Raw genomic sequence first — 16,264 nt, forward strand, 5'->3', positions numbered from 1 at the left:
TTATTGTACATGAAAGTATATGGATAAGGAATAATATGGTTCGACCGATTGCGGCTTACATTAGAAAACATACAACGTATCGACTTAATATCAACTTCCGGACAAGAGATTCAAGTGTTTTTTTGCTGGATTAAATGATATTGCATGTTTTAAGTAATATCAGAATTACTTTTTATAATGAAGAGGTTTTATATAAAAAATCTACAATAATCCAATATTTATGTTTTAAAAGTAAAATAGAATTATTATTTTTGCATCTAATTATTGAGATGTAGTTTTTAATAAATGTTTTATCAGGAAGAGTCGAATAAATGGTTGGTCAATCAAATTTGAATGAATTTTTAGAAATATGTTAAAGTGGTGTAGGAATGTATGATTCCCAATTTAATAATCATTTTCAAGTACATAATGAATATTGATATGCGTTATTGGTAAATAAAATCAAGAAAGAAAGATAACATGGTCAAGAAAAAAGAAATAGTAGAAGAACCATTGGAAAAACAGCTTTGGAAAGCGGCAGACAAACTTCGTAAAAACATTGATGCTGCCGAGTACAAGCACGTGGTATTGGGACTTATCTTTTTACGTTATATATCAGTTTCTTTTGAGGAACTATATAACAAATTGAAACAGGAAACGAATCTTGGTGCTGATCCTGAGGACCGTGAGGAGTACAAGGCGGAAAATGTGTTTTATGTTCCTGCCGAAGCCCGGTGGAATACGTTGGTTTCCAATGCTAAAGATCCCCAAATAGGAAAGTTGATAGATGCGGCCATGGATGCAATTGAAAAGGACAATCCGTCCCTAAAAGGCGTGTTGCCCAAAGTCTTTGCCCGTCCTAATCTTGATCCGACCAGTTTGGGCGAACTTATTGATTTAATCGGCAATAGCACATTAAATGCCGCAACCAACAGTGCCGATCTTTTGGGGCATGTGTTTGAGTATTTCTTGGGTGAATTTGCCTTGGCAGAAGGGAGAAAGGGTGGACAGTTCTATACCCCGCGCAGTGTTGTCGAATTGCTTGTTAATATGCTGGAACCATACAAAGGGCGTGTCCTTGATCCTTGTTGCGGTTCGGGCGGCATGTTCGTGCAGAGCGAAAAATTTGTGGAGCAGCACCAAGGACGTGTAAACGATATTTCCATCTTCGGGCAGGAAAGCAACCAGACTACTTGGCGGCTTTGTAAAATGAATCTGGCCATTCGCGGGATTGATGCTTCGCAAGTGAAATGGAACACGGAAGGTTCATTCCTCAATGATGCACACCGTGATGTAAAGGTGGACTATGTAATAGCTAATCCCCCGTTTAACGACAGCGATTGGAGTGGTGAACTGTTACGTACGGACGGACGCTGGAAATACGGTGTTCCTCCTACCGGTAATGCCAATTTTGCATGGATTCAACACTTTATTTTCCACCTTGCGCCTGCAGGACAAGCCGGATTCGTGTTGGCAAAAGGCGCGCTTACATCAAAAAGCAGCGGAGAAGGAGAGATACGGAAGAATCTGGTGGATGCCGGTTTGGTGGACTGTATTGTAAATCTTCCTGCAAAGTTGTTTCTCAACACGCAGATTCCTGCTTCATTATGGTTTTTGAGCCGTAACCGCCATGCGGATGGCTCTTTTCGGGAACGTAGTCGGGAAATATTGTTTATAGATGCCCGAAACATGGGACACCTCATTAATCGCCGCACCCGCGAATTTTCACCGGAAGACATTAAACTGATTTCCGACACATACCATAATTGGCGAAATGAAGGTGGAACATATCAGGATGTTGCCGGCTTTTGTGCATCTGTTCCCGTGTCGCGCGTTGCGGAATTGGATTATGTGCTTACTCCCGGCCGTTATGTGGGCTTGCCGGAGGAGGAAGACGCTTTCAACTTTGAAGAACGCTTTACGGCGCTGAAAGCAGAGTTTGAAGCCCAGTTGAAGGAAGAAGAGCGGTTGAACAAACAGATAATGGAAAACCTTTCGCAAATCAAATTCTGAATCTCACAAAATTGAGTTATGGAACAAAACAACATTATCATATACAACACAGAAGACGGAAAGGCAAAAGTAGTATTGTATGCCAAAGATGGGAATGTTTGGATGAACCAAAGCCAGATTGCGGAACTTTTTGACACCTCTGTGGCAAATATTAGTATTCATATATCCAAGATATTGAAGGATAATGAGTTAGGTGAAAATTCAGTTATTAAGAATTACTTAATAACTGCGGCTGATGGCAAGAATTATAATGTGACATTCTATTCATTGGATATGATTTTGGCCATTGGTTTCAGGGTTAGGAGCAAACGTGGTACGCAGTTCCGTATTTGGGCTAATCGGAATCTGAAAGAGTACATGGTTAAAGGTTTCGTGATGGATGATGAACGCTTGAAAAATCCGGATGGTCGTCCCGATTATTTCGATGAGTTATTGGAGCGCATACGCGACATTCGGGCAAGTGAAAAGCGTTTCTATCAGAAAATAAGGGATTTGCTCGCATTAAGCAGTGATTATGACAAAACAGACAAGGCTACACAAATGTTTTTTGCTGAAACCCAGAACAAATTGCTTTATGCAGTAACGCATAAGACCGCGGCTGAAATAATAGTTAGCCGTGCCGATGCTTCACAACCCAACATGGCATTGACTTCATGGAAAGGCAGTATAGTACGTAAGCAGGATATTTATGTTGCCAAAAATTATTTGCAGAGTGACGAAATAGATTCGCTTAACAGACTGACTGTTCTGTTTCTTGATTCGGCCGAATTGCGGGTGAAAGAGCGAAAGGATTTGACTTTGAATTTCTGGCGCGACAATATTGATGCATTGCTGAATTTCCAAAATAAAGATGTTTTGAAAACGGCAGGAACTGTTTCCAATAAACAAATGGAGCAGATGGTGGATGCTGTGTATGAAGATTTCAACCAGCGTAGAAAACTATATGCCGCACAGCAGGAGGATAAAAATGATGATGATGAGTTAAAGGCTTTGGAATCGGAAATCAACAACCGTAAAAGATAGCGGATATGGGCGAATGGAAAGAATATAAATTGGGAGAGATAATAAAAATAGTTGGTGGGGGAACTCCTAAAACTAGTGAATGTAGGTATTGGAATGGAAATATACCATGGTTATCTGTTGTTGATTTCAATAACGACAGAAAATATGTTTATGAAACAGAAAAACATATATCTGTTGAAGGACTGAATAATAGTAGTACTAAAATTCTTTCAAAAGGTGATATTATAATTTCTGCCAGAGGAACGGTTGGTGCCATGGCAATGTTGGGAAAAGATATGGCATTCAATCAATCATGTTATGGAATACAACCTACAAAGTTGGTTGATAGAGACTATTTGTATTATTTGCTTTTTTCTTCTATTCAAGAATTGAAACACAATTCTCATGGAGGCGTTTTCGACACAATAACAAGGGATACTTTTGATACCATAGAAATATTACTTCCTTCATTAAAAGAACAAAAACGTATAGCTTCTATTTTGAGTTCTTTAGACGATAAAATAGATTTGCTTCATCAAGAAAATAAAACTCTCGAAGCAATGGCGGAAACATTGTTTCGTAAATGGTTTATTGAGGATGCAAAAGAAGAGTGGGAGGAAAAGACACTATATGATTGTATCCTTTTAGTTGGTGGTGGAACTCCTAAGACGAATAATGAAACTTATTGGAATGGGAATATATGTTGGATTTCATGTGGGGATATTTCAAATAACCATAAAGGATACATAATAGATACAGATAAAAATATAACGACAGAAGGGTTAAATAATAGTTCTGCAAAATTACTTCCTGAAAATGCTTTAGTAATTTCAGCAAGAGGTACAGTTGGAAAATATTGCTTATTGTCTAAACCTATGGCTTTTAGTCAATCTAATTATGGTATATTGCCCAAAGAGCATGGATGCTTCTTTTTTACATATCTTTTAGTGTCTTATTTTGTAGATGAATTGCAATCAGCTGCGTATGGTAGTGTTTTTGATACCATAACGACAAATACTTTCAAAGGTATAAATGTTTTTTTACCTTCAACAAAAGAAATTCATACATTTGAAAATCATATAAAAGATTATTTTGAGAAGATAAGATTAAATGAGTTACAAATTAGAACTATAAATAAAACTAAAGATAACATATTGCCCAAATTGATGTCTAATGAATGAATAATGCATATGAAAACTGTTTTGGATTTGCCACATGAAGAAGCAAAATCGTTTTTTCTACAAAAAGAATCTTATTGTAATATTGAATTACCCACATATTTTGATTTTCAACCGTTGTTAAATAATCTATCGAAGCATATTAAATGCAAAAAGTTGAATGAATTAAAAAACACTCCTCCAAATTTACTTGAGGGCGTTAATTATAAGTTTTATTCGAATAAAGATGGATGTTTTTCATGGCGGCCGCTTCAATTGATAAATCCAGTCGTTTATGTTTGTTTGGTCAATCAGATTACAGAAGAAACGGCATGGAAAGATATTGTAAAAAGATTTGCTATGTTTCAAAAAAATGAAGCGATAAAATGTTGTAGTATGCCTATAGTAGATGATACAGACAAACAATCTACAAAAGAAAATACTATTATCAATTGGTGGAGTGAAATAGAGCAGAAGTCGTTGGAATATGCTTTGGATTATGACTGTGTTTTATTTACGGATATTGTAGATTGTTATAGCTCTATTTATACACATTCAATTCCTTGGGCGCTGCATGGGAAAAAAGAAGTTAAAGCTAATTTGACTGTTGGGAATAATAAATCCAAAAATAAATCCAACGGAGACAAAATAGATGATTTGATTAGGGCAATGGCATATGGTCAGACCAATGGAATTCCCCAAGGAAGTGTTTTGATGGATTTTATTGCAGAAATTGTGTTAGGTTATGCGGATTTAGAATTGTCTGATAGGATAGAGAAATATAATGCATGTTTTGTTTCTAATAAAATAGACAATTATAAGATATTAAGATATCGTGATGATTATAGAATCTTTGCTGGTAACCAAGAATGTGCAGTGAAAATAGCAAAGATTTTATCGGAAGTGCTACAAGAATTAAATTTTAAAATAAACACACAAAAAACGTTTGTTTCTACAAACATAATACGTGATTCCATAAAGCCTGATAAATTGTATTGGAATGAGTCAAAGCAAGAAGAAAAGTCTCTTCAAAAACAATTGCTTTTAATCCATTCTTTGGCTGAAAAATATCCAAATTCAGGAAGTCTGGTGCGGGCATTAGATGCATTTTATGATAAAATATTTCCTCTTACGGTGTTTAAGAGTTATGATATTAAAGTCTTAGTTAGTATATTGACTGACATAGCCTACAAAAATCCGAGGACTTATCAATTATTTAGTGCTATTTTAGCTAAATTTTTTTCGGTGGAAATAGATGATTTATTGAAAGGTAAAATATATGTATCTATTAATCGTAAATTTAGTAAAACTCCCAATATAGGTCATTTACAAGTATGGTTACAACGGACAACATTAAAAGATAAACCAGATGGAGTGTATGAAGATAAACTATGCAAATTGGTTGCTGATAATGCGACGATAGATGAGATTTGGAATATTAGTTGGTTAAACCAGGATGTAAAAAATATTTTTTATGATACACCTATTGTTGATAAGGATATTATAGAAAAGATGTCAAGTGTTCCAGAACCAAAAGAAATAAAAATATTCAGATATTGAATAAGAGTTTGTTAAGTAATATAAGTATCATGTCCACTTTTAATCTTACCGAATCCCAAATAGAATCTTTCGCCATTCAGCTTTTCGAGCAGTTGGGTTATAAGTCGCTTTATGGTCCGGACATTGCACCTGACGGCCCGAATCCGTTACGTGCGTCGTTTGAGGAAGTGGTATTGAAAGAATCGTTGCTTAAAGCAGTGCGTCGTATCAATCATGAATTGCCGGCGGCGGTTTGTGAGGAGGCGGTGAATGAGGTGCTACGCATAGCTTCATCCGATTTGCTTGCCAACAACGAGCGGTTTCATCGTCTGCTGACGGAAGGCATTTCGGTTTCGGTACACAAGGACGGGGCAGAGCGGGGCGAATTGGTTTGGCTGGTTGATTTTGAAAATCCGCTGAATAATGAGTTTACGGTTATCAATCAATACACCATCATAGAGAACGGACGCAACAAACGTCCGGATTTGATTTTGTTTGTCAACGGTTTGCCTTTGGTGGTGATGGAGTTGAAAAATGCGGCGGACGAGAATGCCACGCTTCAAAGTGCTTTCCGGCAGATAGAGACTTACAAGGAGGCGATTCCTTCCTTGTTCACTTACAATGGGCTGGTTGTCATTTCCGACGGATTGGAGGCACGTGCAGGTTCTTTGTCGGCGGGGTTCAGCCGCATGATGGCATGGAAGAGTGCCGACGGCAAGGCGGAAGCCTCCCGTTTGGTAAGCCAGTTGGAAGTGTTGATTCAAGGGATGCTGAACAAGGAAACTTTGTTGGATTTGGTACGCTCTTTTACGGTGTTTGAGAAAACGAAAACGGAAGACGTAAAAACAAAAATTACGACGATAAAGACCGTAAAAAAAGTAGCCGCTTATCATCAGTATTATGCCGTAAACAAAGCCATAGAATCAACTATTCGTGCTACCGGAATCAATAAGGGGTGTAATGAGTGTTTTGGGGAATCGCCTGCAAAATATGGGCTTGAGGATGTGAAGAGTCAGCCTGTAGGCGACCATAAGGCGGGAGTGGTGTGGCATACCCAAGGCTCCGGGAAATCGCTCTCCATGGTTTTTTATGTGGGCAAAGTGGTGCGTATGCTGAACAATCCGACCATTGTGGTAATTACAGACCGCAATGATTTGGATGACCAGCTTTTCGGTACGTTTGCGGATTGCAAACAGCTTTTGCGCCAGACACCTGTACAGGCAGAAAATAGAGAAACGCTTAAAAAACTTTTGCGGGTTGCTTCCGGGGGTGTGATATTCACTACTATTCAGAAGTTCCAGCCCGAAACGGGTAATCTTTATGAAACTTTGAGCGAGCGCAACAATGTAATTGTAATCGCGGACGAAGCGCACCGCACCCAATATGGATTTAAGGCCAAAACGGTGGAGGTGAAGAATGAGGCCGATGAGGTGATTGGCTCGGAAATAAAATACGGATTTGCAAAGTATTTGCGTGATGCCTTGCCGAATGCCACTTATTTGGGATTTACGGGCACACCGATAGAGACGGCTGACGTGAATACACCGGCGGTGTTCGGGAATTATATCGATGTATATGATATTGCGCAGGCGGTAGAAGACGGCGCAACTGTACGTATTTTTTATGAAAGTCGGCTTGCCAGGATAGAATTGAGCGAAGAAGGGCGCAAGTTGATTGAATCGCTCGATCGGGAACTGGAAACCGAAGACATGAACGATGTGCAGTTGGCCAAGGCCAAATGGACGCAACTGGAAGCGTTGATAGGAAATCCGGCTCGGATTAAGAATATTGCACGGGATATTGTTACGCATTTTGAGCAACGACAGGAGGTTTTCGAGGGGAAGGGAATGATCGTGGCTATGAGCCGCCGCATTGCAGTTGCGCTGTACAATGCCATTGTCGAATTGCGCCCGCAGTGGCATTCGGATGACTTGGATAAGGGAGCAATAAAAGTTGTTATGACTTCGGCATCATCCGATGGACCGGATATAGCCCGTCATCATACCACGAAAGGACAGCGGCGCCTGTTGGCAGAACGTATGAAAGACCCGGACGATGAACTGAAACTGGTGATCGTGCGCGATATGTGGCTTACTGGTTTTGATGCTCCGTGTCTGCATACGTTGTATATCGATAAGCCAATGCAGGGGCATAATCTGATGCAGGCCATAGCCCGTGTGAATCGTGTGTATAAAGATAAGCCGGGAGGTTTGGTGGTAGATTATTTAGGCATCGCTTCCGATTTGAAAAAGGCCTTGTCGTTCTATTCGGATTCGGGTGGAAAGGGTGATCCAACGGAGCAGCAGGAGCAGGCTGTTGCCCTGATGGAAGAAAAATTGGAGGTGGTACAGCAACTTTTGCACGGCTTTGATTATCGTCCATATTTTACGGCAGATGTTTCACGGAAATTGTCATTCATTTTGCAAGCGGAAGATTTTATCCTTGGACTGGATGATGGTAAAAAGCGTTTTGTGAACGAAGTTAATGCTTTGTCTAAAGCATTTGCAATTGCCATACCTCATGAAAAGGCCTTGGAAATCAAGGAGGAAATCGCTTTCTTCCAGGCGGTAAAAGCCAGATTGTGCAAATTCAATGTGTCTTCTTCGCACAAAACGGATGAGGAAATGGAAACTACTATCCGTCAGGTGGTGGATAAAGCCTTGGTTTCGGAACAGGTAGTGGATATTTTTGATGCGGCAGGTATCAAAAAGCCGGATATATCCATTCTTTCAGAAGAATTCCTTATGGAACTGAAAGGCATGGAACATAAGAATATCGCTTTGGAAGTGTTGCGCAAATTGCTGAACGATGAGATAAAGACACGTATGCAACGCAATCTGGTTCAGGGAAAAAGTCTGATGGAAATGCTGGAAACCTCCATCAACAGATACCACAACAAGGTAATTACCGCCGTGGAGGTGATAGATGAACTCATCGGGTTGAGCAAACATATTGTGGCACAAGATAATGCTGCAAAGGAATTAGGTCTGTCGGAATATGAATATGCCTTTTATTCTGCTGTGGCAGCCAATAATAGTGCAATGGAACTTATGGGAAAAGACAAGCTTCGAGAACTGGCTGTCGTCCTTACCGAAACCATACGTAACAATGCATCCATAGACTGGGAAATCAAAGAAAATGTGCGGGCGAAAATGCGTGTTGCCATCAAACGGTTGTTGCGCCGTTACGGTTATCCGCCCGATATGCAAATGTTGGCTACGGAAACAGTGATAAAGCAGGCGGAAATGATTTCTGCCGAATTGATAAATTCTATATAATACAGCTTAGACTATATTATCAAGTTAATGAAAAACAATAATTAAATATCATAGATGTTTTTGATTAACCTATCAAATCAGGACTTATCAAAATTGGTAAATAATATACAACAAAGTATGTCTGATAAAAAAACAGACAAATGTATCCTGAATGTATCCTGAAATCAGTGATATGTATCCTGAATGTATCCTTGTTTGTGGAATATTTTTTTGTTCAAAATAGATTCATTATTTATTGCTGCCATACTTCCTCGTCTTATATATTGTATTATTGTCGATAGGAATTTTTTGAATATTTTGCCGGCGGTAATAAAGTTTGTTGCCAATACGCGAGAATGGCAGAGTTCCGTATGAGCGTAGTGTTTGCAAAGTGCGATGGCTGATGTGTAAGAGGTACATGAACCGGTTGTAAATTTATTTAACTCTTTTTGTGCCGACAAAAAACAGGTAGAAAAACCTCTGTAGCTGAATCTTTAAACGACAAGATTCGTGATGTTTTGTTGAGTCAAATAAAACTCACTGACGCTAAAACAGTATTTTGCTTCAACTACTTTACATCTGTGATTTCTTTAAGCCGTCTTTGCCATGGCGACACCGGATATGAATTTTCGACTTTTTTAATGATATTTACTGTTATTGAGCTATTATAAAATTATTTATAAATACTTCACAAAATCATTAATATTAAAAAAAATATATAACTTTGTATCCAATTTTTACATCCGATGCAAGAAAAGAAATATTACATATTATATTTAATCTGTTTACTGTTTGTTATACAAGCAATTTCGTCTTGTGTTCACAGACAAACGGAGTTTTTCAATGTGTCTGATGCTCCTTTGCATAATACAGTGTTGAAAGATATTGCCACGTTGATGATTCCGCAACCGGACAGTGCCTTGAATCTCATAATTGCCGTGTCTGACACTTTGGATGAAAGCAAGATGACACCTTTCGACTATTATGAATATCAGGTTCTTGTTTCTGAAGTTCTATACAAAAACAACTATTCATTGACCAACGACAGTGCGCTTTATGAAGCCGTTGAATATTATGATAGCATGGTTGCTGTTTATCCGGATAACATTGATTTGCAATATCAACAGGCAAGAGCGTGTTATTATAAAGGTGCAAGTGAGGAAGAAAAAGAAAACACAGTGGAAGCTTGCATCTGTTATCTTAAAAGTTTGGAAATAATAGAGACTATAGCAGACAAAAATCCCGAATGCAAGGACTTGTGCCATTTTAAAGCGTTGACATATAACAGATTAGCTGATATATATCTTTATTGTGATGCTCTAAATATTTCCATTGAATGTTTTAGAAACGCCATCTCATGTTTTGAGTCGGAAAATAAATTATATGCCACAGCCATAAACAATAAAAAAATCGGAGATTTGTTATATCAGATGAAAGAATACGACAGTGCCATGTTATATTTGAAAAAGGCTGACAGTCTGTGTAACTTGGCTAAATACAATCCTGTTTTGAAAAGAGACATAGACAAAAGCATGGCAATGGTATTATTTTCTTCCTGTAGAGACAAATCGTCGGCATATAGTATTTTATATCAAGCCATGTCACAGCGTAAAGACAATGACGAACAGATGGCTGAATATTTTATACTCGGTAATTTTTATTATGAAGACAAACAATACGATTCTGCGTTGTATTACTTGGAAAAAAGTTTTCCTCGCAATAAATATACAATGTTTAAAGCAGCAAATCTTATCGTTTCGATATGCAAGATAACCGGAGATAATGACAAGATTGATTTTTATTCACATTATTTTATGGATGCAGCTCAAGAAGAGTTAAACAAAACCATAGAAAAAATAGAATTAGCTTCATTATACGAACAATATAAACAGAAGAAACTTGAAGTCCGACATCAATACCAGAGGAGAGTCGATATTTTCATAATAATATTAGTGGTGATAACAGCCGTTATAACACGTACCGTACTGGTGATTCTTTTATACCGTAGAAAGAAAATCTATGGAGAGAACATTTCAAATAAAGATTCCATAATAAGCAGGATGTCTTCTGAAATGGAAGATATGTCAACGGATTTGAAAGACAAGGACAATGAAATAAGAAGCAAGAATAACGAAATAGAAGATCTTAAAGAAGATATATCAAGCAAAGATTTTTTCATAAAGACGATATCCGGTAAAGTAAAGAAAATGTCAAGTGACTTGAAAGACAAAGACAATGAAATAAAAAGTCTTAAAGAGAAAAACAATAACGATAATGAACTCAAAATAATGAACGATGCTTTGTTTGAAGAAAAGATGCAGGCATTGTTATCGAGTCCTGAATGTACAAATCTGTTTTCAAGATTAAGTGATACTTCTGTCAAAGTTTCCTCCGAATATCCTGAGTTGCAGTTATCGGATGATTTAAAGGATGATATAATTTTAAGTGTTGACAAGGTTTTTGATAATTTCTCGAAGCGTCTTCTCCGAGCTTATTCGCATCTGAATAAATCGGATATAATATATTGTTGTCTGTTTTTAATAGGATTGGATGAAAAGCACATATCGGCTTTAATGGGAAAAGACTACAGCACTGTTTGGAGAAGGACACAAAAGTTGCAAAAAATATTCGGCAGTTCCGAAAAAATCATGTATATGTTAAAAGATCTTATTAAAGACGGCAAAATTTGATATTATGTTAATGTATTGTTATTCAATTGGATGACATAAATACATACAAAAACATACAAACAAAAAAATACATTCTTTGAAAACGTCCCGATAATAATCTTAATTTATTGTTATTCAATCCGATACATAAAAACACAAACAAAGAATGTATTTTTAAAGGGAAAACAAGAAGTATATATAATGTATTGTAATACAATTGAATAGTTATAATATATACAAAAACATACAAACATTATTTTGAATCTTTTTCAAAAAAAAGATTATATATTTATCATCGTTAATCGAAGTCAAATTAAAGTTAAATAATGTGTTATCAGAAGTAAAAATAAGCGTTATTGATACTGAGAACGAAGTGTCAGGAACACTTTGGTTGATGAAAAAAGTTTTAGATAAAAAAGTTGAACAATCTACTACGAGTTATTATTTAGATCAAGAACTTTCTTCCGAAACGTATGATTTCGCATATCGTGATGGAAATAAGTTATTTGTGGTACATTATACCAATAATGGCGAAAATTATTTTATAACAGAAGAAAGTTTAGATCAAATAGATAAGGCTCTTCGTTGGTTTATTTTTTGTAAATCCGACAATTGTATAGAATGTATAAAGAATGGAACATTTTGGAATGCCGGCTGCGATCCATGTATGGATCCGAATGGAAAATGTATAAAAGAACAATCTACTGCGGCTACTACTGTTGTTGGAGGAATATTTGCAGTTATTGTTGCGGTAATTGGTTTGTTTTAAAAACAATTGTTTTTGAAATTAATGTAAGTGTGTCCGTATTTTGAGGATTTTCATTAATTCTGACAAACTTACATTAATGAAAATGAAAGATAAAAATACATTATGAAAAGAATATTTTTATGTATGGCATTGTTATTTATCACATTATCTTTTGCGACATGCCAGACCTCGGATAAAATAAAATCATACATATCCCGCGCTCAGGAATTATCAGATAAATACGAATGGCTTAGTTTCAATGTGCATTTGGAAACTTATGGAGACAGTGTGTACTTATGGGAAAGAAAATTTGAAGTAATATTGCATTACAACAAGAAAGATCCGATTGTTTTTGCAAATGAAACAACAGAATATGGCGACATTTTTTTTAAGATGACAAAAGACAATATAGAAATTGTAAATGAAGGGAATAACGACATAACAGTTTATAAAAACTTTCATATATTTACAGATTTGTATCATTGTTTTGGAATACAACAAGAACTTTATTCATATTTCAAATATATCGGATATTATATATTACCCATGCAGAACAAACTTAGGACAGAGATATACGTTCCTACGACACCTCAAGGACAATATGCCAAAGAAAAAATAAGCATTGAAGGACGCTCTTTTACAAATTACAAATCGTCAAATGAGTCTTTAAAAGGTCATAGGCATGAAAATGTGCATTCTTTTGTCAATGACAGTAGCGGTTTACTTGACAGTGTTTATTATACATGTATATATTCCGATGATTCAACATTTTATGAAAGATTCTATAAAATGGACAATTTCGATTTTTCCGACAAGCAGAATTACATAGATTCTATATTCAAACTTGACAGTCAGCGATATAAACATTTTAATTACCATTATAATTCCAATCCTAATTATTACTCAAAAAATAAAGAGATAAATACGGAAATACTCGACTATCCTTTGGTGAATATAAATTGTGACACCACGACAATAAAAGAATACGACAGTTGGATTCTCCTTAACTTCTGGAGATTTTCATGCGGTCCATGTCTGAAAAACATGGAAAATTACAAGCATGAGAAGGATTCTTTAGGATATAGAGTATTGGAAAATAATGACATCAAGATTTTGGCAATCAATTACGAATCCAACAATATGGAACAGTTGGGCAAGTTGGCGGGAAAAGATGACTCCAAAGACATCATATATTCTGCCAAAGGAATAAAACAACGTATCAACCTGCCATTTCAGGGTTATTACTATCTAATATCTCCGAAAAAAGAGATTGTTTATGAAACAAGTCATTTAGGCGATTACTCCGAGTTGCTGAAGGCGAAAGCCGAATATGAGGAAATGTATTTGGAAAATAAAAAGTAAGAATCTATGAAAAAGTATTTATGTTTATTAATATTAACGCTATTTGTTACTGATATTTTTGCACAAACAGAAACGGAAAATCAGAAACATGCCAAGATAAGATTTTATGAAACAACTCATAATTTTGATACTATAGCAAAAGGCAGTGAAGGCGTCTGCTGTTTTGAGTTTATAAACGAAGGTAATGAACCTTTGATAATCAGTTCTGCCTTTTCTTCATGCGGATGTACAGTCCCCTCATGGTCTCAAAAACCGGTACTACCAGATGAAAAAGGTTCTATAACAGTGAAATATAACACAAATAAGACCGGAGTTTTTAAAAAAGCAATTGTTGTAAAGTCAAATTCCCAACCGGATACCAAAACTATATTATGGATAAATGGAATTATTAAACAGGAATCATAAACGTTATGAAAACTATATTAAAATTCATTAGGTACAGTCTCCACAATAAAAAGTGCGCTGCCGGTTGTGGAGACGATGACAGATAAGGTAAAGCGCAGAAAACGCCAATATAATCAAACTCCTAAATCGTTTTCTGCCACAGACACCTCATAGGTAAAGACACTTGGTCTTTATGAAACAGTTGCATGGCTGTTTTATGGCACACCAAACCGTTTTTTAGTTTTTGCGGATGCAAAGATGGTAAATAAACGGGACACAAATAATAAAAAACAAGAATATGAGATTAGCGTGTATTCATATTCTTGAAACTAATAATAACACGCAAAACTGTTTCACTAAAAAAAGCAGAGTAAAGGACTGCGAAACAGAATAGTTAAAAATGAAAAGATTTTTTTTATTACATTTTTTAATGATTGTATCTATTTTTGCATTTTGGGGATGTCAAAAAGGAATTAATTTAGATGATGTTAGTATACCTAATAGGTCGTCTCAAACAAATTTGGCAATTCAGATTGCAGAAGAAGTTGGCATAATGCATAATGAAGGATTAGATTATTGCTATTCAAAGTTGAATGCGATTAATAATATCGAATTTGTGTTTGAAGATTCCTTAAAAATGCTATTGGATAGAGAAATTAAATTATATGCAGACTCATATATTGCTTCCAAAAGATATGATTTTAGTGATGTTTTTTGTTCTAATATTGATAACAATATCAGCGTCACTTTAAATAAAGTATTCAATGATAGTCTTCCAACATTAATTTTCCAAAATAGAGTTCAAGCCATGTATTATGATAGTATAATTTCTATAGTAGAGAATGAACTATTGTCGTATAATGATGTGTTGTTATATTTGAATACACTTAAAGAAAACGTAATAAATAATTTTAGTAATCAAGAAGATTTGCTTGTGGTTTTAGTCGGTATTGAGGTTGCAAAAAATTCATATATTTATTGGTACAACGATGTAAAATGGAAAAGTCTTTTTGCAGATCTTAAATCATCATCTGATAGAAAATGGTTTGATTGGGGAAATGTTTGGGATGGCGATATTGCTGGAGCTATTGGTGGATTGCCAGGTGGTTTACCTGGTGTCGGAACAGGGGCTTTATTGGGAGGTATTGGCGGGAGTGCCGGAATGGCAGTGATTCAAGTAATTCATCATTGGATTTAATATTATTTTAAATTTTGTGCTATGAAAATAATAAAGATTTTGACAATATATTCACTGGTTATTATTGTTTTTAGTTGTGTGCTGTTTTTGTTTAAAGGAAATCAAATAAGTGAAATTTTTGTAACAAGTGAATATTGGATTTCTGCCTTTTTACCTTCTTTTCTTGGAATTACCATTGGGAGTATCATAGGGCGAATATGTGCTCAAATTATTAATGCAAGGAAAGATAAATCAAAGTAAACTGATTTTACTTTGATTAAATAATCCAAGGGAATATGGCTTAAAAGACCAACTCAAATGACATCATATTTACGGCAAAAGGAATGGGGTCACTGATTAATATTCCTTATTTGGGTTATTGTTATCTGCTCTCGACAAGCCGTGAAATAGTTTACGAAAGTGCCAATATCGATGACATTTCCGAGTTGCTGAAGGCGAAACCGAATATTAGAAAATGTATTTGGAAAATAAAAAAACATATTGATGTAATGGAAACTCATATTGATGACAATTAAACAGATTTGAAATCGAAATGTCAAGATAAGAATGTAACATTATGACGTCTTTACAAACAGGGATGCAGATTAGTTATGTTAGAAAAACCACAATATAGTATCCCTACAAATAAAGAAACATGACTTTTTTTGGATAAAAGAAAAAACATAATTAATTTTGAAGCGAAAAAATCTTAAGTTATGAAAACCATCATAAAATTCATTAGGTACAGTCTCCACAATAAAAAATGCGCTGCCGGTTGTGGAGACGATGACAGATAAGGTAAAGCGCAGAAAACTGCAACCTGATTGAAAAACGGAACATGTATAATAAAAACGTATTACATTTGTTAATTTAAATCAATACTTCGGTAAAAAATTACCGAGAAATTAAAATTAAACAATAGAATCGGTGTTAGCCGGTTCAGAATTATATTAAAGAGATCATTGAAATACTGTCAA

The 16,264-nt window shown here is 35.8% G+C and carries 11 protein-coding genes; all 11 read left to right on the forward strand.

Annotation, left to right across the window (positions count from 1 at the left end; all coding sequences use genetic code 11):
- The first annotated feature begins 459 nt into the window (after nucleotides 1–459).
- The 11 genes from ACZOVS_RS07365 (at nucleotide 460) to ACZOVS_RS07415 (ending at nucleotide 15,823) form a co-directional block, all read left to right on the forward strand.
- The gene (locus ACZOVS_RS07365) at nucleotides 460–1,992 is read left to right on the forward strand and encodes a type I restriction-modification system subunit M (RefSeq protein WP_483996592.1); all 1,533 of its coding nucleotides are present in this window, start codon (nucleotides 460–462) and stop codon (nucleotides 1,990–1,992) included.
- An 18-nt stretch (nucleotides 1,993–2,010) separates the two neighbouring features.
- Complete coding sequence (locus tag ACZOVS_RS07370; RefSeq protein WP_483996593.1) at nucleotides 2,011–3,015, forward strand: virulence RhuM family protein; 1,005 nt, start codon at nucleotides 2,011–2,013, stop codon at nucleotides 3,013–3,015.
- A gap of 5 nt (nucleotides 3,016–3,020) precedes the next feature.
- Nucleotides 3,021–4,175 (forward strand): restriction endonuclease subunit S, encoded by a 1,155-nt coding sequence (locus ACZOVS_RS07375; RefSeq protein ID WP_483996594.1) that lies wholly within the window; start codon nucleotides 3,021–3,023, stop codon nucleotides 4,173–4,175.
- A 9-nt stretch (nucleotides 4,176–4,184) separates the two neighbouring features.
- Nucleotides 4,185–5,711, forward strand: a complete 1,527-nt coding sequence (locus tag ACZOVS_RS07380; RefSeq protein WP_483996595.1) for an RNA-directed DNA polymerase — start codon at nucleotides 4,185–4,187, stop codon at nucleotides 5,709–5,711.
- A 29-nt stretch (nucleotides 5,712–5,740) separates the two neighbouring features.
- Nucleotides 5,741–8,968: a type I restriction endonuclease subunit R gene (locus tag ACZOVS_RS07385; RefSeq protein WP_483996596.1), complete on the forward strand. Its 3,228-nt coding sequence runs from the start codon at nucleotides 5,741–5,743 to the stop codon at nucleotides 8,966–8,968.
- 824 nt (nucleotides 8,969–9,792) lie between these two features.
- A complete protein-coding gene (locus ACZOVS_RS07390; protein WP_483996597.1) occupies nucleotides 9,793–11,637 on the forward strand; it encodes a tetratricopeptide repeat protein in 1,845 nt (614 codons plus the stop codon).
- Between the two features lie 307 nt (nucleotides 11,638–11,944).
- Complete coding sequence (locus tag ACZOVS_RS07395) at nucleotides 11,945–12,385, forward strand: hypothetical protein (protein WP_483996598.1); 441 nt, start codon at nucleotides 11,945–11,947, stop codon at nucleotides 12,383–12,385.
- 102 nt (nucleotides 12,386–12,487) lie between these two features.
- A complete protein-coding gene (locus ACZOVS_RS07400; protein ID WP_483996599.1) occupies nucleotides 12,488–13,726 on the forward strand; it encodes a TlpA family protein disulfide reductase in 1,239 nt (412 codons plus the stop codon).
- Nucleotides 13,727–13,732: 6 nt separating this feature from the next.
- Nucleotides 13,733–14,131, forward strand: coding sequence for a DUF1573 domain-containing protein (locus tag ACZOVS_RS07405; protein ID WP_483996600.1), 399 nt, complete (start codon nucleotides 13,733–13,735; stop codon nucleotides 14,129–14,131).
- A gap of 379 nt (nucleotides 14,132–14,510) precedes the next feature.
- Nucleotides 14,511–15,308, forward strand: coding sequence for a hypothetical protein (locus tag ACZOVS_RS07410; RefSeq protein ID WP_483996601.1), 798 nt, complete (start codon nucleotides 14,511–14,513; stop codon nucleotides 15,306–15,308).
- A gap of 323 nt (nucleotides 15,309–15,631) precedes the next feature.
- Nucleotides 15,632–15,823 carry a hypothetical protein gene (locus tag ACZOVS_RS07415; RefSeq protein ID WP_483996602.1) on the forward strand — a complete coding sequence of 64 codons (192 nt, stop codon included), beginning with the start codon at nucleotides 15,632–15,634 and terminating at the stop codon, nucleotides 15,821–15,823.
- Nucleotides 15,824–16,264: the final 441 nt, after the last annotated feature.

Source organism: Candidatus Limimorpha avicola, assembly GCF_056978975.1.

Coding starts and splice junctions, on each gene's coding strand:
- ACZOVS_RS07365 (WP_483996592.1), top strand. CDS start 460: ATGGTCAAGAAAAAAGAAATAGTAGAAGAACCATTGGAAAAACAGCTT.
- ACZOVS_RS07370 (WP_483996593.1), top strand. CDS start 2,011: ATGGAACAAAACAACATTATCATATACAACACAGAAGACGGAAAGGCA.
- ACZOVS_RS07375 (WP_483996594.1), top strand. CDS start 3,021: ATGGGCGAATGGAAAGAATATAAATTGGGAGAGATAATAAAAATAGTT.
- ACZOVS_RS07380 (WP_483996595.1), top strand. CDS start 4,185: ATGAAAACTGTTTTGGATTTGCCACATGAAGAAGCAAAATCGTTTTTT.
- ACZOVS_RS07385 (WP_483996596.1), top strand. CDS start 5,741: ATGTCCACTTTTAATCTTACCGAATCCCAAATAGAATCTTTCGCCATT.
- ACZOVS_RS07400 (WP_483996599.1), top strand. CDS start 12,488: ATGAAAAGAATATTTTTATGTATGGCATTGTTATTTATCACATTATCT.
- ACZOVS_RS07405 (WP_483996600.1), top strand. CDS start 13,733: ATGAAAAAGTATTTATGTTTATTAATATTAACGCTATTTGTTACTGAT.
- ACZOVS_RS07410 (WP_483996601.1), top strand. CDS start 14,511: ATGAAAAGATTTTTTTTATTACATTTTTTAATGATTGTATCTATTTTT.
- ACZOVS_RS07415 (WP_483996602.1), top strand. CDS start 15,632: ATGGGGTCACTGATTAATATTCCTTATTTGGGTTATTGTTATCTGCTC.